Origin of the sequence: Sorangium sp. So ce726, assembly GCF_051521405.1 — a bacterium.
Classification (GTDB): Bacteria; Myxococcota_A; Polyangia; order Polyangiales; family Polyangiaceae; genus Sorangium.
Map to the genome: position 1 here is coordinate 11781558 of NZ_CP150349.1, position 25179 is coordinate 11806736.

Here is a 25179-nt window from a genome sequence, read left to right on the forward strand (position 1 = left end):
GGGCGCTTCCCCGCCGCCGGCAAGGCATTGCCCCGAGCCCACCGGATCTGCCACGGCCCCCGCCATCCGCGCGCACTCGCGCGCCCCCACGCGCCCCCACGCGCTTCCACTCGCTTCCACGCGCTTCCACGCGTGAGGGCAACGCCCGGGCCACCTCGTCCGTCCCCTGCGATGACCCCGATTCCGCGAGCAAATCGAGCAAACCGTATGCCGGGAGGGCGCGAACCCCGGTTCGCGGCACCTCACCCTTGACGCGTTCCTGCCCAGGCGCGAATTGAGCGGCCTTCCTGGAGTCTCGATGAGCCATATGGGTGTTACGAACGGGGCCGGCGCCGGAGAGGCAGTGCCGGGGTCGCCGGGTGGGGCCAAGGGCGAGGAAACCGCGGCGGCCCCGCCGCTGGTGCCGTCGCACGTGCTCTCGGGCAAGCGGCTCGTGGTGGTCGGAGGGACCGGCTTCCTCGGCAAGGTCTGGCTGGCCATGCTGCTCGCAAGGTTCCCGGAGATCGCCCACATCTACCTGCTCGTCCGGGCCAAGGAGAACCAGTCGCCGGAGGAGCGCTTCTGGTCGCAGATCGTGACCTCGCCGGTCTTCGACCCGATCCGCGAGCAGTACCCGGGGCCCGCCTTCGAGGAGTACCTGCGGCAGAAGATCACGCCCATGAACGGCAACGTCGGCCTGCCGCTGCTCGGGCTGGGCGACCGCGTGGGAGAGCTCACGGGCAACATCGCCGCGGTCGTGAACGTGGCAGGCGTCGTCGACTTCAACCCCCCGCTCGACGAGGCGCTCGAGGTCAACGCGTTCGGCATCAGCAACCTCGTCGAGCTCGCGCGGACCCTCGGGGCCAAGGTGATGCACACGAGCACCTGCTTCGTCGCAGGCTACCGCTCCGGGCTCATCGAGGAGAACCACCCGGCCGAGATCCCCTTCCCCCGCGCCGCGGGCGAGACGTGGTTCGGCGCCGCCTGCCCGAAGCGGACCCTCGATCGGTCGCACTGGGACCCGCAGCGCGAGATCAGCGAGTGCCTCGACCTCGTGCAGCAGGCGCGCCAGCGGTGCGAGGACGCCTTCCGGCAGAGCGCCTTCCTCGACGAGGCCAAGGCCAACCTGGCCGCGCGCAGCGAGCCGTGCCGGGGCAGCGCACTCGAGAACGAGCTCGCCAGGGTGAAGCGCAAGTTCATCAAGGACCGGCTCATCGAGGCCGGCAAGGAGCGCGCGCTCTTCTGGGGGTGGACCAACATCTACACCTACACGAAGAGCATCGGCGAGCAGGTCCTCGCGAGCTCCGGGCTGCCCTTCACCATCGTCCGCCCCGCCGTCGTCGAGACCGCGGTCGAGTTCCCGTTCTGCGGCTGGAACGAGGGGATCAACACCTCGGCGCCGTACCTCTACCTCGCCTCGAAGGGGCAGGTGCAGTTCCCGGGCGACCACGACGTGCGGCTCGACCTGATCCCGGTCGACATGACCGCGAGCGGCATGATCGCCTCGCTCTGCGAGCTCATCGAGGGCCGCGCGCCCGCGGTGTACCAGTACGGATCGACCGACACGAACGGCTGCCGCGTGACGCGCTACCTGGAGCTCGCCGGGCTCTACAAGCGGCGGCAGGTGTTCGAGGGGAAGAAGACCTCGCTCTTCGACATCGTGTCGTCCCGCTTCGAGCCGCGCGGGCTGACCCGGCAGCAGTACGGCGCGCACGGCGCGCGCGCCATCGAGGGCGCCCTCCGCGGCCTGGGCGGCCTGCTCAAGACGGCGAGCGTCGGCCCCGCCGCGGCCCTCCTCAAGCCGGCGGCGGCCGCGCTCGAGAACGCCGCCAGGACCGAGCAGAAGACGGCCACGCTCCTCGAGGTCTTCATGCCGTTCGTCGCGGAGGGCGACTGGGTCTACTCCTGCGCCAACACGCGCGCGGCGATGGCCCGCATGCCCCCCGAGGAGCGGGCGCGCTTCGTCTGGGCGCCCGAGAAGATCGACTGGCGCGACTACATCTGGAACGTCCACCTCCCCGGCCTGGAGAAGTGGGCCTTCCCGCTCATGGAGGAGATGCTCCGCCGGGAGATCAAGCCGCTCCGGCCCTACGACAGCCTGGTCGACCTGCTCGACGAGGTCGCCGAGCGCTTCGATCACGCGCTCTCGGTGCAGCGGTTCGAGCAGGACGGGCTCTCGCGCACGAGCTACCGCGAGCTCCGCGACGCGGCCTGCATGACCGCCGCGCGCCTCGCCGCGCTCGGCGTCCGCCGCGGCGATAGGGTGGCGCTCTCCGGCGCGAACCAGCCGGCGTGGCCCGTCGCCTACTTCGGCATCCTCCGCGCAGGCGCCGTCGCCGTCCCGATCGATCCCGGGCTCGACGCGAAGGCGTTCGCGGACGTCCTCCGCTCGTCGACGGCGAAGGTCGTCCTCTGGGACAGCGGCGTGGCGGAGAAGCTCGGCGCCGACGTGCGCGCGGCGCTGCCGAACCTGGTCGCCTTCGACATGGGCGGGTTCGCCGAGGGCGAGGTGCCCGACCTGGGCCCGGCGTCCGGCGACGGGCTCGCGCCCCCGGACGTTCGCGTGGGCAGCCAGGACGTCGCGAGCGTCGTCTACACGAGCGGCACGACCGGGGAGCCGAAGGGCGTGCTGCTCACGCACGGCAACTTCACGGCGCTGCTGGCCTCGCTGGCGCCGCTGTTCCCGCTCAAGGCGAGCGACCGCGTGCTCAGCGTGCTGCCGCTCCACCAGACCTTCGAGGTGACCTGCGGCCTGCTCCTGCCGCTGTCGCAGGGCGCGCGGATCATCTACCTCGACGAGGTCTCGGCCGATCGGGTGAGCGACGGGCTGAAGAAGGCGCGCGTCACGGCGATGGTCGGCGTGCCGGCGCTCTGGCAGATGCTGGAGCGCCAGATCGTCGCCAGGGTGAAGGAGCAAGGGCCCGCCGCGGCCACCGCGTTCAGCTGGGCGATGGAGCTGAACCGCATGCTCGGCAAGCGCCTGGGCGTGAACGCGGGGCGCCTCTTCTTCGGCAGCGTCCACGACGCGCTCGGCGGCAACGTCCGCTTCCTCATCTCGGGCGGCGCGGCGCTCCCCAGGGACACGGCCGCCGTGTTCAAGGGGCTCGGCCTGCCGCTCGCCGAGGGCTACGGCCTGACCGAGGCGGCGCCGCTCCTGACCGTCACCAGGCCCTCGCCGGCGGCGAACCCAGGGAACGTCGGCAAGCCGATCCCCGGGGTGCAGATCAAGATCGCGAACCCGGACGCGAACGGCGTCGGCGAGGTGCTCGCGCGCGGCCCCAACGTCATGAAGGGCTACGCCGACGACCCGGACGCGACCCAGGCGGCGCTCGACGCGGACGGGTGGCTCCGCACGGGCGATCTCGGCAAGCTCGACAAGCAAGGGCGGCTCGTCCTCGTCGGCCGGCAGAGCGAGGTCATCAGCGCGGCGAAGGGCGAGAACCTGTACCCGGCCGACATCGAGCGAACGCTCGGCAAGATCGAGCACGTCAAGGAGCTCGCCATCGTCGGGATCGACAACGGCCGCGGCGGCGAGCAGGTCGCGTGCCTCGCCGTCCCGACGGCGCCCGGCGCGAAGGACGGCGAGGGCGACGAGGCGCTCGCGCGGGCCAACCAGAACGAGCGCGCGCTCGAGGCGCTCCGGACGGCGATCCAGGCGCTGCCCAAGCCGTGCCACCCCATGGCCGTCCACCTCCACGACGCCGACCTGCCCCGCACCGCGTCCGGTCAGGTGAAGCGCTCCGAGGTGAAGGCGATCGTCACGCGCCTCGCCGCCGAGGCCGCCGCGCCCAGCGCGGGCGCGGCGGCCGTCGCGCACGACGCCGCGGCGAGCGCGGAGCCGACGGCGCACGGCCAGGGCGACGAGCCGATCCACATCCCCCGCCCGGTGGCCGACTTCGCCAAGCACTGGATGAACAAGGTCCAGTCCGGCTTCTACGGGAACGTCATGCGCCCGAAGGTCTACGGGCGCGCGTTCATCCCGCACAACCGCAACACGATCGTCGTCTCGAACCACGCGAGCCACCTCGACATGGGCCTCGTGAAGTTCGCGCTGGGCAGCTACGGGGATGGCCTCGTCTCGCTGGCCGCCCAGGACTACTTCTTCGAGGGCAACCGCTGGCGGCGCGCCTACTTCGAGAACCTCACGAACCTGGCGCCGTTCGACCGCAAGGGCGGCCTCCGCACGGCGCTGCGCCAGACCGGCGAGATCCTGGACCGCGGGCGGACCGTGCTGCTCTTCCCGGAGGGCACGCGCAGCCCCGACGGCGGCATCCTCGAGTTCAAGCCGGCGATCGGGCACCTCGCGCTCACCCACAACGTCGACATCCTGCCCCTCTACCTGGGCGGCACCTTCGAGGCGCTCCCCAAGGGGCGCACCGTCCCGATCCGCCGCGACCTCGTCGCGCGCATCGGGCCGCCGCTCGCGATCGGCGACCTCCGGCGGCTCACCGCCGGGATGAAGTACGCGGTGGCCTGCCGCAAGGTCGCGGAGCTCACGCAGCTCGCCGTCATCAAGCTCAAGGACGGCGGCGCCCTCGATCTGAGCCGGGTCGAGAGCATCGATCAGGCCGCGACCACCACCAAGGAGCACCCGCTCACGCTCCTGTTCCGCGAGCTCGAGTCGAAATACGTGGCGGGGCGGGTCACCCAGCCGATCACCTACTACGTGACGCTCGGCACAGAGGACGAGGCGAAGTGGACGCTGCGGATCGACCCGGCCAGCTGCGAGGCGCGGATCGGTAAGCCAAGCCAGCAAGCGGACTGTGTCCTCAAGACAACGCCCGAGATATTCACCAAGATCGTCCGCGAGGCCTACACACCGAGCCCGATGGAGTTCATGACGGGCCTCGTGAAATCGAACGACATCTCCCTCCTGCAGACCTTCCAGAAGGTTTTCGACCTCGCATGAGCCGCTATCTCGTCACCGGCGCGACCGGTTTCCTGGGATCGCACCTCGTCACGGCGCTCCGTGGGGGTGGCCATGACGTGGTGGCGCTCTGCCGGGCAGAGGCGCCCGCGCTCGCCGAGCAAGGCGTGGAGCTTCGCCGCGGAGACATCCTCGACGCGGGGTCGGTGCGCGGCGCCGCCGAGGGCTGCGACGGGGTCTTCCACTGCGCCGGGCGCGTCTCGCGGCGCCGCGAGGACGCGGAGGCGCTCTACCGGACGCACGTCGAGGGGACCAAGATCACCCTCGACGCCTGCCGCGACGCGGGGGTGAAGCGCGCGGTGATCGCGAGCACGAGCGGCGTCGTCGCGGTCAGCAAGGACCCGAACGACGTCCGCGACGAGACGGCGGCGACGCCGATCGACCTCATCGCCGGCTGGCCCTACTACCGCTCGAAGCTGTACGCCGAACGCGCGGCGTTCGATCGCAGCGGGCCCGGCTTCGAGGTCCTCGCCGTCAACCCGAGCATCCTGCTCGGCCCAGGCGACGTCCACGGCGCCTCGACCGGGGACATCGTGAGCTTCCTCGAGCGCCGGCTCCCCTTCACCCCCGCGGGCGGCCTCTCCTTCGTCGACGCCCGCGACGCGGCCCAAGGCATGGCGCTGGCGATGGACAAGGGCCGCCCGGGCGAGCGCTACCTGCTCGGCGCCGCCAACATGAGCCTGGAGGTCTTCTTCCGCCGCCTCGCGCGCATCTCGGGCGTCCCGGCCCCCGCCCTGCGGCTGCCGCGGAGCATCGCGCTCGCGAAGGCGGGCGCGCACCTCATCGAGCAGGCGCGGAAGCGGCTGCCGTTCGATCTGCCGGTCGATCCGGTGTCGGCCGAGATGGGCCAGCACTTCTGGTACCTCGACGCGACGAAGGCCCGGCGCGAGCTCGGCTGGACGCCGCGCGACCCGCTCGAGACCCTCGCGGACACCGTCGCCGATCTGCGCGCCCGCGGCGTGGTCTGGCCGCAGGCGTAGGTGGAGCGCGGCGCGCGGGCGCAGAGCGCGCGCCGCGGCCTGCGCGCCCGCCTGGCCCGCGGGGTCTCGTCGCGCCGGGCCGCTCCCGGCTCAGACGGCCCGGCGCAGCGGGGTCGGCGGGAACAGGTCCTTCATGTCGAGCGGGAGCTGACCGCGGAACCCCTCGATCTCTCCCGCCGACACGCTGTCCGCGACGGCCTCGCAGATCGCCTGCAGCACGAAGCCGGCTGCCTCGCGGTCCATGCGCAGCTCGCGCGCGACGTCGGCCTCGATGGTCGCGGTCGTGATGCGCTTGTCGGGCCCGTCGAGGAACGGCTCGAGCGACGGGTGGAGCTTCGAGGGCAGCTGCGCGACGAGGTGCCGCGCCTCCTGGGGCGTCACCCTGCGGCAGAGGCAGCCGAGGACGATCTGCAGCGCGAGCTCCGCGCGATCGCGCTGCTGGAGGCCGCTGTGGCGCTCGACGGCGTGGATCAGCCGGCCATACGCGCTGTCAGCCCGCGCCTTGCGCCGGGTGAGGGCGCGCACGCGGCCGTGCGAGCGCTCCGGGCGCGCGGTCCCCTCGGGGTGCAGCGCGCCTTCCGGCTTGAACCGGGTGGCCACCTCGAGCTGCGCCTTCACGACGGAGCCGGCGGCCTCCGCGTCGATGATTCCATCGGCGAGCAGATCGTCGAGCGTCACCAGACCGACGGGCCGCCCTTGCTCGGTCACCGGCACGCGCCGACACGCATGATCGCGCATGGTGCGCACGGCGTCGTCGATCGACGCGTCGAGCTCGAGCGTCGCGATCTCGTCGGACATGATGTCGCGCAGCATCGTGCTGCGCGCGTCGAGGTCGCCTGCCACGACCTCCAGCGCGATATCGCGATCGGTCACGATGCCGGCGAGGCGCTGGCCGTCGTGGACCAGCACGGCGCCGACGTGGTTGTCCATCATCGCCCTCACGGCGTCATAAGCGGTCGAGCGCGGGCTAAGAACGATCATTCGCGGGCGTCGGTACTCTTCGAGCGACATGGCGAGTCCCTCCCCTGGGCAGCGCGTTCGGGGTTGTGCGTGCGTACGCCAGAGCGCGGCTAGCCAGAACGGTACCAACCGCGATGGCGCGCGTGGCCGGCGGGTGGACGCGGCGCCCGGGATCGCCGCCGCGAGCGGGCGAGCAAGCGCCTGGCGCGCCGCCAGCGCGAGGGCCGAAGCCGCTCGTCAGCGGATCGCGCCGCGCGCCTGCGGCGCCGCGACGGCGCCGCCGCCCGCCTTGGTGTCCAGCGCGCTGCGCGCCTGCTTGGTCGCGGGCGCGACAGGCGCGAGCCGCACCATCCGGTGCAGGAGCCCGTCGACCCGCTGCAGCCAGCCGCGCCAGGCGGCGTACTGCGCCACCGGGATGGTCGACTGATCGAGGATCACGCGCTCCTTCACCACCACGGCGTTCTTGCCGGGCACCTTCGCGAAGGAGATCGTCGCCCGCCCGAACGCGCCGCCGTTCTCGTCGCCGCCCGGCGGGAGCTCGGCGAACGCGTACCCGGGCGGGGCGGTGATCGTGATCGTCCGGTTGTGGTGCCGCGGCGCGAAGCTCGGCGGCAGGACCACCGGCAGCGTGCGCTTCACGAGCGGCGCGAGCTGCGACGTCATCGTGGACGCGCCCGAGAGCGGCACGGAGAGCTCCGCGCCCTCGCGGCGGGCGAGCCCCTCGGAGCGCGCCTCGTACTCGAGCGTCGCCGCCCCGTGCGGGAGATCGGCCTGGAACGCCACCTTGGGCTTCACGTCGACCGTCGGGAACCAGCCGTACGCGAGGTACTGCTCGACCCACTGCGCGCGCGCGTCGGCCTCCGCCAGGTTCGACCGGAGCTCGAACGCCGCGTCGCCGATGTGCCGCTCCTTCGCCGCGAGCTCGCCCGCGCCGGAGGGGAGCAGCGCGATCGTCCACTCGGCGTCGACGCCGTGATCGGCCGGCGAGCTCGCCGGCGTCTCCACGATCTTCGGCGGCCCCTCGTCGACGAACAGCGCCAGCGTGCGCGCGTCCATCGCCGGCAGCGGCCCCAGGCGGCTCTGCGGGCTCGTCGCGTCGAGCCACAGGCCCGGCGCGCCGCCCGCGCCCGGGAGGTACGCGATGCCGTGATCGAACACCGGGATCGCCGCCACCTCGCTCCGGAGCAGCGAGGGCTGGCCCGTGTAGCGCGTCTGCACCAGCACCTCCGTCGCCTCGATGCCGATCGACTTGAGCAGGGTGATGAGCAGCATCGCCTTGTCGTCGCAGTCGCCCTGGCGCCGCGCCAGGAGCTCCTGCGGGCGGTTCGGCAGCCACCACTCGCCCGACACGAAGTTCACGTACCGGATGTCGTCCGCCACGAAGTCAAAGAGCGCCCGCAGCTTCTCCTCGCGCGTGGCCTTGCCCTTTGTGAGCTCCGCGGCGAGCCGGCGGACCTGATCGTCGGGCTCCATGAAGCCGGCGACCGCGCCCCGGTACCACTCCCGGAAGTCGTGCCAGCCGTGGAACGTCGAGCCCACGACGACCGGCAGCACCTCCGCGAGGTGCGGGGCGAGCGGCTCCTCGGGCACCTCGGGCGGGTCGTCCCAGATGTACCGCGTCACCTGGCGGTCATCCTTCTCGGACCTGAGCACCCGCTCGGCCTTGCCGTTCAATACGTCGATCGCCAGGGGATCGCTCGCCGGCGAGTCGACGACGACCTCGTTGTAGAGGATCGGCCGCGTGTCGGTCGAGCCGACGTAGTCGATGAAGTAGAACGGCGCGTCGCCCCGGCGACCGACGGGGCCCCGGGTCCACGAGCGCACCGCGACCTCCACCACGTCCCCCGCCTTGAGCTCGGGCCAGCGCACGAACGGCTTCTGCCCGCCCGCGCCCTGCTCGTCCGGCTGCGCCACCGTGCCGTCCTTGCGGTGGACCCGCGCGAACAGGAGCTCCGTGTCCTCCCCCTCCGCGGGGATGTCGCGCTCGTAGAGATCCTGATCGGTGCGCGGCTCGATGACGATCTCGCGCGCGTAGTGCATGAGCTGCGAGACGCGCTTGTCCGGGTGGTACGTCACGACGCGCACCCAGTGGAGCTGCCGGTCGGCTACCTCCCCCTTCTTCGCCGGGGTCTGCCGCCCGCGCGCAAGGAAGACGCCGGGCGCGACGATGTGCTGCTCGTCGCGCATGCGCTGCCGGCCCGGCGCGCCGGCCGAGCCCTCGCCGAGGCGGAGCGCGAGCTCGGCCTTGAGGTACGTATCGCCGGGCGTGAGGTCGCGCGCCCGCGCAAGCGCGGCCGTGGCCACGCGCGACGCGGCGGGCGTCGGCCGCGCGCTCGCGCCGCCCTCCCGGACCGCGGCGAGCGCCTGGAACGCGGCGGGCTGGTTCGGCGCGACCTGCGTCGCGTACGACAGCACCTCGCGCGCCCACGCGACGCGGCCCGCGTCGTGGAGCGCGCGGCCGATCCGGATGACGTCGTCGGCCGACGTCTGCTGCGCGAGCGCCCCGGCGGCCGCCACCTCCAGCGCGGCGCCGCCGTCGGGCTCGAACGCGAGCACGTAGGACGCGCCCCGCGACTCGGGCGCGATCTCGGCGAGCCGGCGCGCGGCCCGCAGCTCGAGCGCCGGGTCCAGCCGGGCCGCGGCCGCGATCTCCTGCCAGACGACGACCGGCGTCCGGTCCTTCTGCTCGCGCTCGACCGCGAGCAGCTCCTCGAGCCCCGCCCGCGTGAGCCCCGCCGTCGCGAGCTTCTTCTTGACGAGCGCCCTGAGGACGCGCGCCTCGGGATCGCGCGCCGAGCGCAGCGGGTCCTCGCGCAGCGCGGCCGCTGCCCAGTCGACCCGCTCCGAGGCGAGGTGAGCGGCGACCAGCCGGCGCTGCGCGAACGCCGCGGTGGCCCGGTCCTTCTCGGCGAGGCCCCGGGCGCGCGCGGCCTCGAGCCAGCCGCTGCGGTTCGCGCCGAACGGAGACACCCACCCCGCCAGGGCGAGCGCGTCGGCCGAGATCCCGGGCGACCGCGTCACGCGGTCGAGCAGCCCGGGCGCGCGGGGCGACCGCTGGTCGTCGGCGCCCCCGAGCGTGCGCGCCACGACGGCCGTGAGGGTCTGCTCGAGCGACTGCGACGCGCCCGCGTCGAGCGCCCTGTCGAGCGCCGTCGCGACGGCGGTCGCGGCGCGCGTGCCCGGGGGCGGGGCCGGCGGCAGCTTGAGCGGCGTGAGGTCCGACGAGGTCGCGAGCGCCACCGGCCGGCGGTCCTCGTCGGTGAAGCGCACCCGGACGCGCCCCTCGTCGGCGATGGCCCCGGTGCACACCTTGAGGGCGAGCAGGTGATCGCCGGCGGGCGCCTCGATGCGCGCGGCGATGCGGTCGAGCACGAGGCGCTCGTGCGCCGCGTCGCTCGCGGCGACGTCGGCGCCATCCCACGCGAGCCGCACGGCGCCGGTCGCGGCGACGTGGGCGAGGATCGGCTTGCGATCGAGCGCGGCCGGGACGGTCACGCGCGAGGCGAGGTACGTGCAGGTCTCGGTGCGCGGATGGATGTAAAGATCGAGCGGCACGCCGCGCGCGGTCGACGCGGCGGGCAGCACCCTGCGCCACGCGACGTCGTACACCCCCCAGGCGTAGCGGGCACTCATGTCCGAGAAGCGCTGGCCTTCCGCCTCGGGCCCCTCGCGGAGCGCGAGCCCGCCGCCCGAGTTGTCCTGGAACGGGCCGAGGATCGCGAACGCCTTGACGAGCCCGGACGGGTCCGGGGGCGCGTCGTACGAGACGGCGCGCGCGCCGGGCCACGTCGCCGCCGGCGGCTCCGGGGCGAGCGAGGCGGCGAGCCAGCGCGCCTCATCGGCGAGCGGCGAGGAGGACGCCCCGATCTGCGCGAGGCCTTCCCGCGCGCGGCCCTGCGCGGCGCGGTCCGCGAGCGCCGCCGCGATCACGAGCCCGGCGAACGCGTCGTCGCCGCCCCGTCGCGCCCGGGCCAGCGCCGCGCCGAGCATCTCGTCGGGCGTCGCGGCGGTCCACCGCAGCGTCAGCACGATGGGCGCGCGCTTCTCGGACCCCGGCGCGCTGCCCGCCGCGGGCGCGCTCGCCCCCGCCTTCGCGCCCCCCGGTCGCAGCGCCGGCGCGCTGCCCGCCGCGGGCGCGCTCGTAGCCGCCTTCGCGCCTCCCGGTGGCGGCGACTGTGCGTTGCCCGCCGCGGGCGCGGCGGCGATCGCGAGCAGCGCAGCCACCCACCCGCCCCCGCGGAGCGCGCGGGCGCGCGCGCGTCGATCTCGTCCTCGTCGATCCCGTCGATCTCCCCCCGGCGAGCTGCGCTCCATCGAACCTCGCTTCCCGGTCACGGCATAGCGCGGGCCCGATCGCGGCGCGAGCGCGTCGATCGCGCGGGTGTGGCCGCGCCGCGCGCGCCGAACCCGCGCGCCGTGCGCGAACTTGGCCGGCCAGCCCGCGGCCCCCTACCCTGCGCGCATGCGCCGCGCGTCACGATGGCTGCTCTCGGCGGTGATGGCCCTGACCACGCTCACGGCCTCGCCAGCATCGACCTTCGCCCGCGACACCAAGGTCGAGTGGAAGAGCGTCGACGTCCCCGCGGGCGAGGGCCAGGCCCAGCGGGCGCGGGCGCTGCGCGGCATGCTCTCCAGCGCCGCGAAGAAGGCGGACTTCGGCAAGGCGAAATCGGTCGTGCTGAGCGCGCGTGTCGTCGAGTTCACCTCGACCACGCGGGGCGACGTCCACCGCGTGAGCTGCACCGTCGTCGGCCGCGTCGTCGGCGGCCCCACCGCCCGCTCGCACATCTCGTTCGGCGGGAGGCCGAGCGAGCGACAGGCGCTCGAGAAGCAGGTGCTCGCCATGGTCGCGAGCGGCGTCGTCGGCCGGCTCGCCGCGATCGTCCGCGCCCGCGCGCAGGACTGACGCGCATGGCGGAGCCGACCTGCTCCGCCGCGGGATCGCGCCGCGCCCCGCTCGACCCTCCACGGGATCTGGACTACGACGGCCCGCACCTCATGGAACTGGACCGGATGGTGAGCGAGCTCTTCCAGGAGGAAGAGCTCGCTCGCGACACGGCGAAGAAGCTGATCGAGCTGGCGCAGCGCTCCACGGATGAGGCGAGCGCCGAGCGCGCGAGCCTGCTCGCGTTCCTGCGTGGGCCGATGGAGCGACACATGCGCTACGAAGAGACCGCCATATTCCCGCATTTCCAGGCGCGCGGGCTCGCCGAGGAGGTCCAGGTGGCGCTGAAGCAGCACGCCGCCGTGCGTGAAGCGACCGACGCCCTGGCGGGCGTTGCGCAGGGCGGCGACGTCGCGCAGGCCATCGTCGATGTCGCCCGGTTGCTCCTGCACCATACAAATTTCGAGGGCGACTACATTTATCCAGAGCTCACCCACGACGAATGGCGCGAGCTGATGAAGGAAACCGTTCCGCAGGGCATCTGAGGTGGTACGCATGAACTCGACACGGATGTTGTCCTCGACGTAGGCTTTTGCCGCCGTGTCTATTGCAGCTGGTCAGGTGCTGAGCGAGCGCTACCGCCTCATCCGACCCGTGGGGCAGGGCGCGCAAGCCGCGGTGTGGGTCGCCGAGCACCTGGCGCTCGGCACCCATGTCGCCGTCAAGCTCATCGATCCGGAGCTCGCGAAGCAGGAGGACGCGCGCGAGCGGTTCCGCCGCGAGGCGACGGCCGCCGCGCAGCTGCGCAGCGCCCACGTCGTGCAGATCATCGATCACGGCATCGACGGGGAGCAGCCGTTCATCGTGATGGAGCTGCTCGAGGGCGAGGACCTCTTCGATCGGCTCGCGCACCGGCGCCGCCTCTCGCTCCAGGAGACGTCGAAGATCGTGACGCAGGTCGCGCGCGCGCTCACCCGCGCGCACGGGGCCGGCATCGTGCACCGCGACCTCAAGCCGGAGAATTTTTTCCTCTGCGCGAACGAGGACGACGAGATCGTCAAGATCCTCGACTTCGGCATCGCCAAGGTGAAGGGGCAGGGGAAGCGGGTCGCCCAGCGCACCAGCGTCGGCACGCTCATGGGCACGCCGCACTACATGAGCCCGGAGCAGGTGAAGGGGCTCCGGGAGGTCGACTACCGCGCGGATCTCTGGGCGCTCGGCGTGATCGCTTACCAGTGCGTGACGGGCGAGCTCCCGTTCGACAGCGAGGGGGTCGGCGACCTGCTGATCAAGATCTCGCTCGGCGAGATCCCGGTCCCGTCGAGGGTGAACCCGGAGCTGCCGCCGAGCTTCGACGGGTGGTTCGCGCGCGCCTGCGACCGCGACCCGTCGCGGCGCTTCAGCAGCGCGCGCGATCTCGCGGAGTCGCTCGCCCGCACCGCCGACCTGTCGATCGAGGCCCCGAGCAGCATGAGATCGCCGCAGTCGCCGCAGCCGCCGCCGATGCCGCCCCGGGCCGCGCCCACGCGCCCGCCGGCGGCCCCGCCGCGGCCGGCGACGGGCTCGGTGATCCCCAAGGCGCCGCCGCTCCCCCGGGTGGCCGACCCCACGGGCGCCGCCGCGTCGACGCGATCGCCCGAGCGAGGGTCGGGCGAGCCGCCGGCGGACATGGCGGCTGCTCCGTCGTCGGCCAGGCCGAGCGCGAGGATCCCCGCGGTGCCAAGCGAGCGGCCGCAGACGCCGCCGCGGCTCACCGAGCGGCCTCCGCTCAGCGAGCGCCCGCCGCTGTCGTCTCGGTTCGGCGAGCGGCCTCTGGCGCCGCCGCGGGCCACCGAGCGACCTCCGGCGCCGCCTCGGCCCACGGCGCGGCCTCAGACGCCGTCGCTGGCTCAGATCAGCGAGCAATCACCGGGCTCGCCCGAGCTCGGCGAACGGCCGCCGCTGAGCCAGCGGCCGCCGCTCTCGGCTCGACCCGGCGATCGACCTCCGGCGCCGCCGCAGCACAGCGACAGCGCGTCGCAGAAGCCGCCGGTCGCCACCGGGACGCCGGTCGCTGCCGGAACGCTGGTCGCTGCTGGGACGCTGGTGGCTGCCGAAACGCCGGTCGCTGCCGGGACGCCGGTCGCTGCCGAAACACCGGTCACTGCCGGGACGCCGGTCGCTGCCGAAACACCGGTCACTGCCGGGACGCCGGTCGTCACCGGGACGCCGGTCTCCGCGCAGCCGAGCAGCGTATCGTCCGCGCCGACAGACGACGTCGACGCCCCGCCAGGCGCGCCTGCACCGGCGCTGGCGCCCAGCGACACGTTCCGGAAGGCCGCCGACAGCGCGTCCTCGCTCGTCGACGTCGACATCGGCGAGTTCGAAGAGGACGTGATCGACACCGACGTGGACGAGCCCTGGACGGCGCCGGCCGCATCCGCAGCGCTCGCTCCGCGCGCAGAAGCGACGCCGGCCGAGCCCGCGGCCGCAGCTCAAGCGCCGGCCGAGCCCGTGGCCCAAGCGCCGGCCGAGCCCGTGGCCCAAGCGCCGGCCGAGCCCGTGGCCCAAGCGCCGGCCGAGTCCGTGGCCGCAACTCAAGCGCCGGCCGAGCCCGCGGCCGCAACTCAAGCGCCGGCCGAGCCCGCGGCCGCAACTCAAGCGCCGGCCGAGCCCGCGATGGCTGCGCCCCAGAGCGGCGTACCCATCGCGCCAGACGCCACGGCCGAGCCACCGCTCTCGTCGCAGACGCCACACGTGCTCTCGCCACACCAGGCCGAGCCGCACGCGATCGCCCCCGAGCGCGAGGCGCCGCCGAGCCAGGACCCGTCGTCGGAGAAGCTCCGCAACAACGTCAGGCGAGCGGTCGCCGGAGCGGCGGTCGCGGCTGCCGCGCCCCCCGCCTCGCTGCGCGAGCCGCCCCCGCTCGATCCCCCGCTCGCCCCTCGGGCTCGCGCGTTGCCCTCCGGCCAGTCGCCGGACCAATGGATGAAGGGGTCCAGCGTGAGCGGGGTGGCGCACGAGGCGCGCGAGAGCGTGCTTCCGGAGTTCGACCCCGGCTCACGCCGGCGCCGACGCGCCCGCTTGGCAGCCCTCGCGCTGGTGGCCTTGGCCGGCGTCGCCGCGTGGCAGGTGCTCGTCCGCTCGCAGCGCCTGCCGCAGAGCACGCCGGCGGCCGAGAGCGAGGCCCCGCCGCCGCCCGCCGTCACGGCAGAGCCCGCACCGCCGCAAGAGCCCGCGCTCCAGCCGACCGTCACGACGCCGGCCGTGGAAACGGTCACGTCCGCGCAGCCGTCGGCCAGGGCCGCCGCGACGACGCCGCCGCGGAAGCGGCGCCCGCCACCGCCGCCGAAGAAGTCGCGGAAAGAGCCGGGCAAGGTGGACGACCTGACGATCGAGATCCCAACCCCTCCGGAGCCGGCCGAGGCGGAACCGACCTCACCAGCAGAGTCGCCGCCCCCGACCGGATCGCCTCCCCGGGACGATCCGGCCCCGCATGCAGAGTGAAGCGTGGAAACGACTGCATATCAGCAATACTCTGAAGAATCCGGCGACTGGTTGAGAAAGGGGAGGGCCCGGCTGCTGGCCCATCTGGTGCGCGAGTTCGGCCCGGAACGGCGGCCGCTCGAGCTGCTGGAGGTCGGCGCCGGGGTCGGCCAAAACCTGAGTGTCCTCGCGGAGTTCGGGGCCGTCGACGCCAACGAGGTGAGCCCTCTCGGGCAGGAGGCCATCGCGAAGGCCGGCGTGGCAAGGACGCTCTACGGCACATCCCTCCCGTTCCAGCTCGACCGACGTTACGACGTGATCTGCGCGCTCGATGTCATCGAGCACATCGAGGACGACCGCGCTGCGCTCCGGTGGATCCATGACCACCTGAGCCCTGGCGGAATCTTCGTCGCCACGGTGCCCGCGTATCCGTGGCTGTTCAGCGATCACGACCGCGCATTGCAGCATTTCCGCCGGTACACGGCTGGCAGCTTCCGCGCCGCGCTGCCGGCCGAGCTTCACGTGGAAGCTTGTGCCTACTTCAACCAGCTCCTCTTCCCCGCCGCGGTCGGCTCGCGCGCCGTCTGGAGCGCCGCGCGCAAGCTGCGCCCTCGCAAGACCAGCATGAAGCAGCCCTCACCGAAGTCGGGCCTCGCTTCCTCCGCGCTCGAAGCCGTCCTCGGTGCCGAGGTCGACCTCATCGCGCGCGGCTACCGGCCGAGCTTCGGCCTGTCGGTCTTCTGCGTGGCGAAGCGCTGGGCCGCATGAAGGACAGATCCGCGTCGCTCGCCGATCTCCCCAGCACCCCGCCCACCGGCGCCCCGCCCGCACCCCCGATGATCTCGGCGGATCCGCCCGAGCCCGCGCCCGGCCCGCCGCAGGGGATCGGAGGCCCGCTCGCCAGGGCGCGCACGGTGCTGCGCCCGGTCATGGTCGTCGCCGCTGCCTTGTTCATCGGGCTCGCCGCGCGGGACCTCGCTCGCAGGTGGGAGAGCGGCGCGCCGATCGACATCCGTCCCGCGTTCGTCGCGCTCTCGGTGCTGCCCCTCGCGCTCGGCCTCGTCGTGCTGGGGCTCGCCTGGGCCTTCATCCTGGAAGAGCTGACCGGCCGGCCCATCCCTCGCTGGCCGGCGATCGCGCTGCACATCGAGTCGCAGGCGGCGCGGTACATCCCCGGCAAGGTCGGCGTGCCGCTGTTCCGCATGCTGGGCGCCCCGCGCATCGGGACGACCAGCGCGGTGGTGGGGTCGTCCTTCGCGATCGAGTTCACCAGCTTCATCGCGGTCGGCGCCATGGTGGGGTTCGGCCTGCTGGCGGCGGGCGGCAAGCAGTTCGCGGGCGCGAGCGCGCTCATCGGTCGATGGAGGCTGCCTGTGCTCCTCGCCCTGGGCGCGGTCCTCGTCGCGTTCATGACGGTGGATCGTACCCGCGCGCCCGAGCGCGTGCGCAAGCTCCTCGCGCCCGAGGGGCGCGGGCCGCTCATGCCGGTGCGATTGCCGCTCGTGCACGCGGTGTATTCGCTGACCTGGGCCGCGCACGGCGCGTGCGCCGCGCTCGCCGTCGGCGCGACGCCGGCCGCGGCGCTCGGCGGCTCCGGCCTGTTCGTGCTGGCGCCCATCGCCGGTTTCCTCGCGATGGCCACGCCGGGCGGCATCGGCGTGCGCGAGGCGCTGCTCTCCGTGGGCCTCGCCCCCGCCGTCGGACCCGCCGCAGCGCTGGGCGCCGCGCTCATCTCGCGAGCCACCTCGCTCGCTGTGGACGTGGGCGGCTTGCTCATCGCGCGGCTGCTTTGCCGACGCGCCGCGCGTCGCTAGGATGCGCCCCCTCTCATGCTGGCCCGCCTGCGTGTTGCCCTGAACCCTGACTCCCCCCTGGCCCGTTTTTGTGCCGCCCTGACCTCCGGATCGCCCCGGGAAAGGCTGCTGCGCAACGTCTTCGCGGCCGTCGTATGCCTCACGGGCCTCGTCGGCTACGCGCTCGTGGTCCACGCGCACATTCCAATCCAGCACTGGCTCCTGTGGCGGCTCGCGCCGCTCTGGGGCTATTCGCTGCTGTTCCTGCTCTCCAGCCTCGGCATCGGCCTCGTGCTGTTGCGCCGGGGGCTGCGCCTCACGCACTTGCCGCCGGTCGAAGAGGGCCTGTTCGGCATAATGGTGGGCAGCATCGCCTTCGTGTTCGGCATGTACCTCGCGGGCGTGGTCGGCTGGATCCGCCCCTGGTACGGGCTCGTGATGCCGGCGGCCCTCTTCGCGGGCGGCCTCCTGGAGCTGCCACGGTGGCTATCGCGCCTGAAGCACGATCTCGACGCCTCGACGACGCCGAAAGGGACGATGCGCTGGCTGTGGCTCACGGCCACGGGCGTCGGCGGCGTGTGCCTCGTGCTCCTCTACCTGTTGTCGCTGACCCCGGATTCCATCAGCTTCGACGCGACCTGGTATCACCTGCCGATCGGGCAGGACTATGCGCACGCCGGCCGCATCGTGCCGTTCTACGGCGACGTGAACCGCTCGTTCCCCCACTTCGCGAGCATGCTCTACGCGTGGGGTTTCAGCGTCCCCGGGATGCTCGTGGAGCAACGGTGGATGATGGCGCTCCACCTGGAGTTCGTGTTCGTCCTGGGGAAGGTGGTCGGCGTCGCGGCGCTGGCGCGATACCTGCTCCAGGGCGAACGCGTCCCTGGTCTCTGGGCGGCTTTCTTCCTGTTCCCGTCGCTGTTCGTCCAGGACCAGAACCCCGGCGGTTCGGCGGACCATTTCCTGGGCTTCTTCGCGGCGCCGGTCCTGCTCGCGTCCATGCGCTTCGCGGAGCGCTTCGACAGGCGGTATGCCGTCCTGCTCGGCGCGTCGCTCGGGGGCGCGATGCTGGTGAAGTACCAGGCGGTCTATCACCTGGCCATGGCGGCGGCGGTCGTCGTGCCGCGCGCCGCGTACCTGCTCGCGCGCGCGGCCTCCCGCGCCCTGAAGAAGCGCAGGCGGCCGCTGCTCTCGGCGCGCCGCGTCCTCGTGGCAGGGCTCATCGCGTCGGGCGTGGCGCTCGGCACGGCCGCGCCGCACTTCATCAAGAACACCATCTACCATAACAACCCCGTTTATCCGTTGGCCCAGCGCGTGTTCACGCGGTCGTACCCGCAGCACGCGCGCTCCGCGGAGTTCATGGAGAAGGCGTATCCCAACGCGCCTTACCTGCCCAAGGGGAAGGGGCTCGAGCGGCAGCTCATCGCGGCCGGCAACTTCTTCACGTTCTCGTTCTCCCCGCACTACTCGTTCACTCGCTACGTCCCCTCGATGGGCTCGCTCTTCACGCTGCTCCTGCCGATGCTGCTGGTCATCCGCGGCCGTCGCAGGCCGGCGCTCGCGGCCTGGGCGACGTTCGCCGGCATCTGGATGTGGAGCAACACGTACACCGCGGACCGGTACCTGCAGGGCATGCTCGCGGTGCCGATCGCCGCCGCCGCGGCGCTGCTCGTCCGCACATGGCAGCTCGGGACCGTCGCGCGGCTCGGCCTCGTGCCCCTCGTGGTGTTCCAGATCGTGTGGAGCGGCGATGTGCCCTTCTACTCCGGCCCGCGCCGGCTGGAGAGCGCGCTGTCGCTGATCCGCTCCACCTACGAGAAGCGATGGACGGACGCGCAGCGGTTCAAGTTTCGCGAAGATCACCGCGCGATCAACCGGGCTACCCCGCCCGACGCGCGCATCCTCGCGCGCAACTACCGCACGACGCTCGGTATCGAGCGCGAGATCATCTTCGATATCCAGGCCTGGCAATCGCTCATTTTCTACGAGCCCGTGCGAGGGCCGGCCGAGCTCTACCAGCATTACCGGAGCGTCGGCATCACCCACATCCTGTACCCGCCGAACCAGCGCCCGCCGGACACGCTCCAGGCCGCCGTGCTGTTCAACGAGCTCGTGCACCGCTACGCGACCGAGAAGCGCCGCTTTGGCAGCCTTCAGCTCGTGACCATGCCGAAGGAGCCGCCGCCGGCCGACGAGCTGCCTTATCAGGTGCTCGCGCTCGGCGCGCCGGGCTACACGGATGGGCTCTACCCGGTCGAGGCGCTCCACATCCTCCCCAAGCTCCAGCCACCCAAGGGCCAGGAGCCCAAGCCTGCACGGGCGTGGCCCAAGGATACGAACGCGCAGGCCGCGCTCCTCGACGCCGCAGAGGCGGTGGTGCTCGGCAAGAACGCGCGGAGCGGCCGGAACGTGAAGCTGGACGGCGTGTTCTTCTCAGCGGAGCGCTTCAAGAACTACACGGTCTACCTGCGGCAGCAGCGCGACACCTCCCGGGCGGAGCCGTCGCCCGAGCCCCCGGCCACAGGCACGCCGCCCGAGCCCCCGGCCACAGGCGCGCCGCCCGAGCCGGAGCCGATCGACCCTGTGGCTCCCCCGGAGGACGTCGATCTGGAGGACCCGGACGGCTGAGCTCCCGGCCCGGGGCTACCAGCGCTGTTCGAGCAGCAGCCCGGTCCAGGGGACCGGGCTCTTCACCTCGCGCTCACGCGCGCCGGTTGCACCTGCTGGTTGTGCCACGGCTTCGCGCCCGTGGACTGGATCCCCTCCAGCCTGAGGGCCGGCTCCCGTTCCGCGAGTTCGGTCTCGATCCGGCGCACGCGCATCAGCACCTCCTCGACGAGGCGGCGGTTCGTCGCAATGAGCTCCGCGAGCAACGCCACGGCCACCAGGATGCACGCCATCACGACAGCGCCTGTGCCGACGATGAGCGACTGAATATAACCGCTGTAGTCCGGATTCCGCAGGTAGAAGTAGAGAAACCGGACGCCGAGCGCGACGCCGAACACGAGCAGGACCGTCGCGACCCAGCCCACGAGCTGCACGGGGCGGTACATCGCATAAGCCCGGAACATGACGGGACCGGCGCGGCGCAGGTAGTCGGGGATCGAACGAAAGAGCCGCGACTCGCGCGTCTTTGGGTTGGTGGTGATCTTCACGTTCTCCAGGGCGAGGCCGCGGCGGCCTGCCTGGATCACGGTCTCCAGCGTGTAGGTAAAGCGGTTGTGCACGAAGAGCTGCAGCGCGGCCTTCCGGCTCACCGCGCGGAAGCCGCTCGGTGAGTCGGCCACCTCCGTGGCGGACAGGCGCCGGATGAGCCGCGAGCCCCACCGCTGCAAGACCTTCTTGAGCGGCGAGAAGTGCTCGATCCTATCTGTCTGCCGATCGCCGATCACCAGGTCGGCCCGGCCGTCGAGGATGGGAGCGACGAGCTTCGGGATCTCCGCGCCGCGATACTGGTTGTCCGCGTCGGTGTTCACGATGATATCGGCGCCGAGCCGCAGGCACGCGTCGATGCCGGCCATGAAGCCGGCGGCGAGGCCTCGATTCCTGGCAAAGCGGACGATGTGGTGGATCCCGAGCTGCTCGGCGAGCGAGCTCGTCCCATCCGTGCTGCCGTCGTCAATGATGAGGACCTCGATCTCGTCCACGCCGTCGATCGACCGCGGCAGGTCCGCGAATGTCTGCGCGAGCGTGTCGCGCTCGTTCAAGCAAGGGATTTGGATGATGAGCTTCACGGGCGATTTCGCGGCGCAGCGTAGCACGACGTGCGTCGAGAAATTCACCTCGGAGCGCAGCGGGCTCCCCCGCGACGCGAGGCTCCATCGCGGGCCGGAGCGCCGCCCCGCTCGCGCTGAGCGCCGGGCGGCCAGCAGAAACCTGTCCACGCCGCTCCGCCGGTGCCCAGGGGCACCGTACATCGCGGAACATCACGGAACATCGCGGGGACGATGGCCTGCAGCCCTGCGCCGGGCCAGCGGGACCATCGCTCCGCGCTAGTTGAGCAACTTCTTCGAGAGGTGCTTGACCGCCTCCTGCGCCGCGTTTCGCAGCGCGACCTCGACCGCCTTCGAGGACGTGTCGCCTCGCACGAGGATGGCGCAATTGTCCCCTTCAGCCTCGAAGGATGCGAGCGGTAGCTCTGTCGCCGCTGCTGCAGCGCGGATGGGCACCTGCACAGCAAGCGAACCGACCTCGAGCTCCACGAACCCCACCAGCTCCGACTTGGATAGGTTCTGCATGCCTTCGAACGTGGGTCGCCGGCTGGGGCTTAGCAAGGTCAGGTTTTTCCTGCTTGTCGCTGGGATTGAGCTCCACGTGAAGCAGCAGAGCGCGGGAGCGTCGAGCGCATCGTCTGGTCGACGGTCGGCGGTCGGCATCGGTGCGCGGTGTGGGGCGTGGGGCGCGCGACGCGGCGGCCGCCGGTCCGAACGTCGCGCGCGTCACGCGCGTCACGCCGACCGCGCGCTTCCGCACGGATGACCGCTCTCGCGTCAGTTCTTCAGGGATGTCAGCTGGTCGGCCATGATGCTTCGGTGATTGCGGTAGACCTGAAGCACGATGGCCAGCGCGATCGCCGCCTCGCTCGCCGCGAGGACGATGATGAAGACCGTGAACACCTGGCCAGCCACGCCGCCGGCGACGAAGTGGTCGAACGCGATGAAGTTGAGCGCGGCGGCGTTAAGGATGAGCTCGACGCCGAGGAGGATGCCCACCGCGTTCTTCCGCGTCATGACGGTGAACAGCCCGAGCCCGAAGAGCACCGCGGCGACGCTGAGGTAATGGATGAGACCGACCTCCATCGCCTACTCCCTCTCCCAGGCGCGCCTGACGGCTCGACGCGCGAGCACGACCGCGCCGATCATCGCGGCGAGCAGCACGACCGAGCCGAGCTCGAACGGGAGCAGGTACTCTCCGAGGAACGCGTGCCCGAGCTTGGCGGTGGACGGCATCGCCGGCTTGGCCTCGGCAGGCCAAGGGGTCTGGGTCGCCACCCTGCCGAGCAGGAGCAGCACCGCCGTGACCAGACCGAACGCCACGGCCGGCCCGCCGCGCGGGTTCGAGATCTTCATCTCCGCGATGCGGCTCGTGAGCATCACGGCGAAGAGGATGAGCACGAGCGTGCCGCCGACATAGACGAGCACCTGCGTCGCCGCGATGAAATCGGCCGAGAGCGAGACGTACAGCCCGGCGATGCCGAGGAACGTGCCGAGCAGGGCCAGCGCGGAGTGGATGATGTTCCTGGAGAACGCCACGAGCCCGGCCGAGCCGAGCGTCAGCGCGGCAAGCCCGAGGAAGACGAGTGCGCTCAGGGAGGGCATGGGGTGAGGGCCGCGACGTTAGACCGCTGCCCACCGCCCATCAAGGGCGACCCCTGGCGCGTCGCTCGCGGCACGCTGCTGCGCCGTTCTGCGCCCTTCCGCTCGCCGCTCGCCCTCGCTCAGGCGCCCGCTCCCGCCCCGCCCGCGGGCTCCGCGCCCTCGGCGCCTTGCTGCTTGCCGCGCTCCTTGCGCCAGATGGCGCGCAGCTCCTCCAGCGCGGCCGGGTTGTCGCGCATGGCGCGCTCGCGGGCCTCCCGGGCGTGCGGCCCGTACTCGCCGACGGGCACCTCGCCGAGGTCCTTCGGCGCCTTGTACAGCGGCACGAGGCCCTCCGGAATGAAGCGGAACGTGAGGTGGTCGAGCGTCGGCGCCGCCCCCTCGAACTCGCGGGTGTGGCGGATCGCGCCGGTCGACTCCGTCTTGCACGCCTCGACGCAGAGGCCGCAGTACATGCATTTGCCCATGTCGATGTCGAAGCGGCTCATCGCCTGCTTCTTCGTCGCCGGGTCCTTCTCCAGATCGATGGCGATGCACTCGATGGGGCACGCGCGCTCGCAGCGCTTGCAGCCGGTGCAGATGTCCATCTGCACCTCGAGGAAGCCGCGGTACCGCGGGGGGAGCATCTCGCTGACGGGGCGGTCCGTCTTGTCGGGATACTGGACGGTGATGGGCTCCCGGAACAGATGGGAGAACGTGACCGCCATCCCCTCCAGGATGGTATTGGCCGCGCTGGAGATGCTCTTGATGTACTGGGCGAGATCCATGGCCGGTGCCTCTCAGGGACCTGACGCGCTCGGGCAAATCCCCCGAAGGAGCGAGGCGCTACACCGCGGATGATAGCAGACGCGGACCAGCCCCGGAGCGTCCGACCCGCTCTCCGCAAGCCCCGCGGGCTCCCGCCAGCCCGCGCCGTACAAGCCCCGCAGGCTCCCGCCAGCCCGTCCACAAGGCCGCGTCCGTTCGGCGTCGCCCCGCGCAGGAACCAGCGGAGAGCGGGGAGTCCGCGGCGAACCTGTCCTCTCCTGTTGACGCGCACCCGGGGTGGCGATCATGGTCGTCTGATGTCGCAGCTCCCCTTGTCGGGAACGTTCACCGCCCTCGTCACGCCATTCACGCCCGATGGCGAAGCCGTCGACTTCGATGCGCTCGATGCGCTCGTCGAGGCGCAGATCGCGGGCGGCGTCAGCGGGCTCGTGCCGTGCGGGACCACGGGCGAGTCGCCGACCCTCAGCGAAGCCGAGACGACCGCGGTCATCCGGCGCGTCGTCGAGGCGGCGCGCGGCCGCGTGCCGGTGCTCGCGGGGACGGGCTCGTTCTCGACGAAGAAGACGATCGAGGCCTCGCGCGCCGCGCTCGCCGCTGGCGCGGCGGGCGTGATGATCGTGATGCCGTACTACAGCAAGCCCTCGCAGGACGGGCTGCGCGAGCACACGCTGGCCGTGGCCAAGGCGATCCCGGCGCCGATCGTGCTCTACAACATCCCGGGGCGGACGCTGGTCGACCTCTCCGCCGAGACGACCGAGCGCATCTGCGCCGCCGCGCCGAACGTCGTCGCCATCAAGGACGCCTCGGGCAACGTGTTCCGCTGCCAGGAGCTCGTGCGGCGCCTCGGCGACCGGCTCACGATCCTGAGCGGCGACGACACGCTGACGCTCGCGATGATGGCGCTCGGCGCGCAGGGCGTCATCAGCGTCACGTCGAACGTGCTACCACGCGAGACCAGCGCGGTGACCCGGCGGTTCCTGGCCGGCGACCTCGCGGGCGCGCGCGCAGCCCACCTCGCGCTCCTCGAGCTGCACGGGCTCCTGTTCGTCGAGCCGAACCCCGCCCCCGCGAAGGCCGCGCTCGCCGCCCTGGGCTGCATGAGCGCTACTGTCCGGCTGCCCCTCGTGCCGGCCGGAGAGGCGACCCGGCAGCAGATCGCCGAGGCGATGAGGCGGCTCGAAGCGAGGCGCGAGGCATCGTGAAATCGAACGGAGATCATCGAGGTGTGCCGATGAGCGCGCTCGTCGGGGCCGCCCAGGGAGACGACGCCCGGCTGCTGAAGGTCGCGATCCACGGCGCGAGCGGCAAGATGGGGCAGGCCATCGTCCGGCTCGCGGCGAACGAGCGAGCCCAGGTCGTGGGCGCGATCGTGTCGCGCGGCTCCTCCCGCATCGGCCGTGACGTCGGCGAGCTCGCGGGGACAGGCAACATCGGCGTCGCGATGAGCGACGACACCAGCGCCGGGCTGCTCGGCGCGGATGTGGTGATCGACTTCTCGCGGCCCGAGGCGCTCCCCCGCCTCCTGCACCTCGCGATGCGGGCCAAGGTCGCCGTGGTCAGCGGCACGACGCGCCTCGACGGCACGTGCGAGCGGCTGCTCGACGAGACGGCGCAGCACGTCCCGGTCCTCTGGTCGCCGAACACGAGCATCGGCATCCACGTGCTCGCGGAGATCGCGGCGAGCGCGGCGCAGCGGCTCGGGCCTGGCTACGACGTGGAGATCGTGGAGGTGCACCACCGCGCCAAGGTGGACGCGCCGAGCGGCACGGCCGTGCGGCTCGCTGACGCCATACGCGCGGCCCGCGAGCCGACCGCCACGCTCGCCGACGTCCACGGCCGCGAAGGCAACGTCGGCCCGCGCAAGGCGAACGAGCTCGGGATCTTCGCCGTGCGCGGCGGCGACGTCATCGGCGACCACACGGTCCACCTGCTCGGCCCCGGCGAGCGCATCGAGCTCACGCACCGCGCGACCAGCCGCGATCTCTTCGCGCGCGGGGCGCTGCGCGCGGCGTGGCACCTGCACGGGAAGCCGCCCGGCCGATACACGATGGCCGACGTGATCGGCGGCTGACCGCGGCGCTCCAGGGCCGGACGCGGGCGATCCGCG

General features: G+C 72.5%; 17 protein-coding genes. 10 read left to right on the plus strand and 7 right to left on the minus strand.

From position 1 onward, the window contains the following. Positions 1-307 precede the first annotated feature (307 nt). Together WME79_RS44035 and WME79_RS44040 are read left to right on the plus strand one after the other, a co-directional pair. Complete coding sequence (locus WME79_RS44035; RefSeq protein WP_437527916.1) at positions 308-4888, plus strand: AMP-binding protein; 4581 nt, start codon at positions 308-310, stop codon at positions 4886-4888. Beyond that, on the plus strand, positions 4885-5886 hold the full coding sequence (locus WME79_RS44040; RefSeq protein ID WP_437527919.1) for an NAD-dependent epimerase/dehydratase family protein: 1002 nt from the start codon (positions 4885-4887) through the stop codon (positions 5884-5886). Before WME79_RS44035 ends, WME79_RS44040 begins: the two co-directional genes overlap by 4 nt. Before the next feature lie 90 nt (positions 5887-5976). Here the strand turns inward: WME79_RS44040 and WME79_RS44045 are convergent, their stop codons facing one another. Together WME79_RS44045 and WME79_RS44050 are read right to left on the minus strand one after the other, a co-directional pair. After that, a complete protein-coding gene (locus tag WME79_RS44045) occupies positions 5977-6897 on the minus strand; it encodes a DUF2267 domain-containing protein (protein ID WP_437527922.1) in 921 nt (306 codons plus the stop codon). A 186-nt stretch (positions 6898-7083) separates the two neighbouring features. Then, positions 7084-11070, minus strand: coding sequence for a transglutaminase domain-containing protein (locus tag WME79_RS44050; protein WP_437527925.1), 3987 nt, complete (start codon positions 11068-11070; stop codon positions 7084-7086). A 238-nt stretch (positions 11071-11308) separates the two neighbouring features. On the opposite strand from WME79_RS44050, the gene WME79_RS44055 reads away from it, so the two are divergent. From WME79_RS44055 to WME79_RS44080, 6 genes are read left to right on the plus strand one after another with little or no spacing between them, the layout of a single operon-like run. Beyond that, positions 11309-11752, plus strand: coding sequence for a hypothetical protein (locus tag WME79_RS44055; RefSeq protein WP_437527927.1), 444 nt, complete (start codon positions 11309-11311; stop codon positions 11750-11752). Positions 11753-11757: 5 nt separating this feature from the next. Further along, on the plus strand, positions 11758-12276 hold the full coding sequence (locus tag WME79_RS44060) for a hemerythrin domain-containing protein (protein ID WP_437527930.1): 519 nt from the start codon (positions 11758-11760) through the stop codon (positions 12274-12276). Between the two features lie 55 nt (positions 12277-12331). After that, positions 12332-15217: a protein kinase domain-containing protein gene (locus WME79_RS44065; protein ID WP_437527933.1), complete on the plus strand. Its 2886-nt coding sequence runs from the start codon at positions 12332-12334 to the stop codon at positions 15215-15217. Between the two features lie 51 nt (positions 15218-15268). Continuing rightward, positions 15269-15964 (plus strand): class I SAM-dependent methyltransferase, encoded by a 696-nt coding sequence (locus WME79_RS44070; protein WP_437527936.1) that lies wholly within the window; start codon positions 15269-15271, stop codon positions 15962-15964. Beyond that, the gene (locus WME79_RS44075) at positions 15961-17010 is read left to right on the plus strand and encodes a lysylphosphatidylglycerol synthase domain-containing protein (RefSeq protein WP_437527939.1); all 1050 of its coding nucleotides are present in this window, start codon (positions 15961-15963) and stop codon (positions 17008-17010) included. Before WME79_RS44070 ends, WME79_RS44075 begins: the two co-directional genes overlap by 4 nt. A 15-nt stretch (positions 17011-17025) precedes the next feature. After that, positions 17026-19617 carry a hypothetical protein gene (locus WME79_RS44080; protein ID WP_437527942.1) on the plus strand — a complete coding sequence of 864 codons (2592 nt, stop codon included), beginning with the start codon at positions 17026-17028 and terminating at the stop codon, positions 19615-19617. A 62-nt stretch (positions 19618-19679) separates the two neighbouring features. Here the strand turns inward: WME79_RS44080 and WME79_RS44085 are convergent, their stop codons facing one another. The 5 genes from WME79_RS44085 to WME79_RS44105 all read right to left on the minus strand — a co-directional run bounded on the left by WME79_RS44085 (position 19680) and on the right by WME79_RS44105 (position 23071). Beyond that, positions 19680-20723 carry a glycosyltransferase family 2 protein gene (locus WME79_RS44085; RefSeq protein ID WP_437527945.1) on the minus strand — a complete coding sequence of 348 codons (1044 nt, stop codon included), beginning with the start codon at positions 20721-20723 and terminating at the stop codon, positions 19680-19682. A gap of 258 nt (positions 20724-20981) precedes the next feature. Beyond that, entirely contained in the window at positions 20982-21227 is a 246-nt protein-coding gene (locus WME79_RS44090; RefSeq protein WP_104985891.1) for a hypothetical protein, read from the minus strand. A 252-nt stretch (positions 21228-21479) separates the two neighbouring features. Continuing rightward, on the minus strand, positions 21480-21788 hold the full coding sequence (gene nuoK, locus WME79_RS44095; RefSeq protein ID WP_272102053.1) for an NADH-quinone oxidoreductase subunit NuoK: 309 nt from the start codon (positions 21786-21788) through the stop codon (positions 21480-21482). Positions 21789-21791: 3 nt separating this feature from the next. After that, positions 21792-22307 carry an NADH-quinone oxidoreductase subunit J family protein gene (locus WME79_RS44100; protein WP_012240634.1) on the minus strand — a complete coding sequence of 172 codons (516 nt, stop codon included), beginning with the start codon at positions 22305-22307 and terminating at the stop codon, positions 21792-21794. 119 nt (positions 22308-22426) lie between these two features. Continuing rightward, on the minus strand, positions 22427-23071 hold the full coding sequence (locus tag WME79_RS44105) for a NuoI/complex I 23 kDa subunit family protein (protein ID WP_437527950.1): 645 nt from the start codon (positions 23069-23071) through the stop codon (positions 22427-22429). A 297-nt stretch (positions 23072-23368) separates the two neighbouring features. Between WME79_RS44105 and dapA the strand changes: the two genes are divergently transcribed. Both dapA and dapB read left to right on the plus strand, forming a co-directional pair. Continuing rightward, positions 23369-24274 carry a 4-hydroxy-tetrahydrodipicolinate synthase gene (gene dapA / locus WME79_RS44110; RefSeq protein ID WP_437527953.1) on the plus strand — a complete coding sequence of 302 codons (906 nt, stop codon included), beginning with the start codon at positions 23369-23371 and terminating at the stop codon, positions 24272-24274. Between the two features lie 71 nt (positions 24275-24345). After that, positions 24346-25143, plus strand: a complete 798-nt coding sequence (gene dapB, locus WME79_RS44115) for a 4-hydroxy-tetrahydrodipicolinate reductase (protein WP_437540062.1) — start codon at positions 24346-24348, stop codon at positions 25141-25143. Positions 25144-25179: the final 36 nt, after the last annotated feature.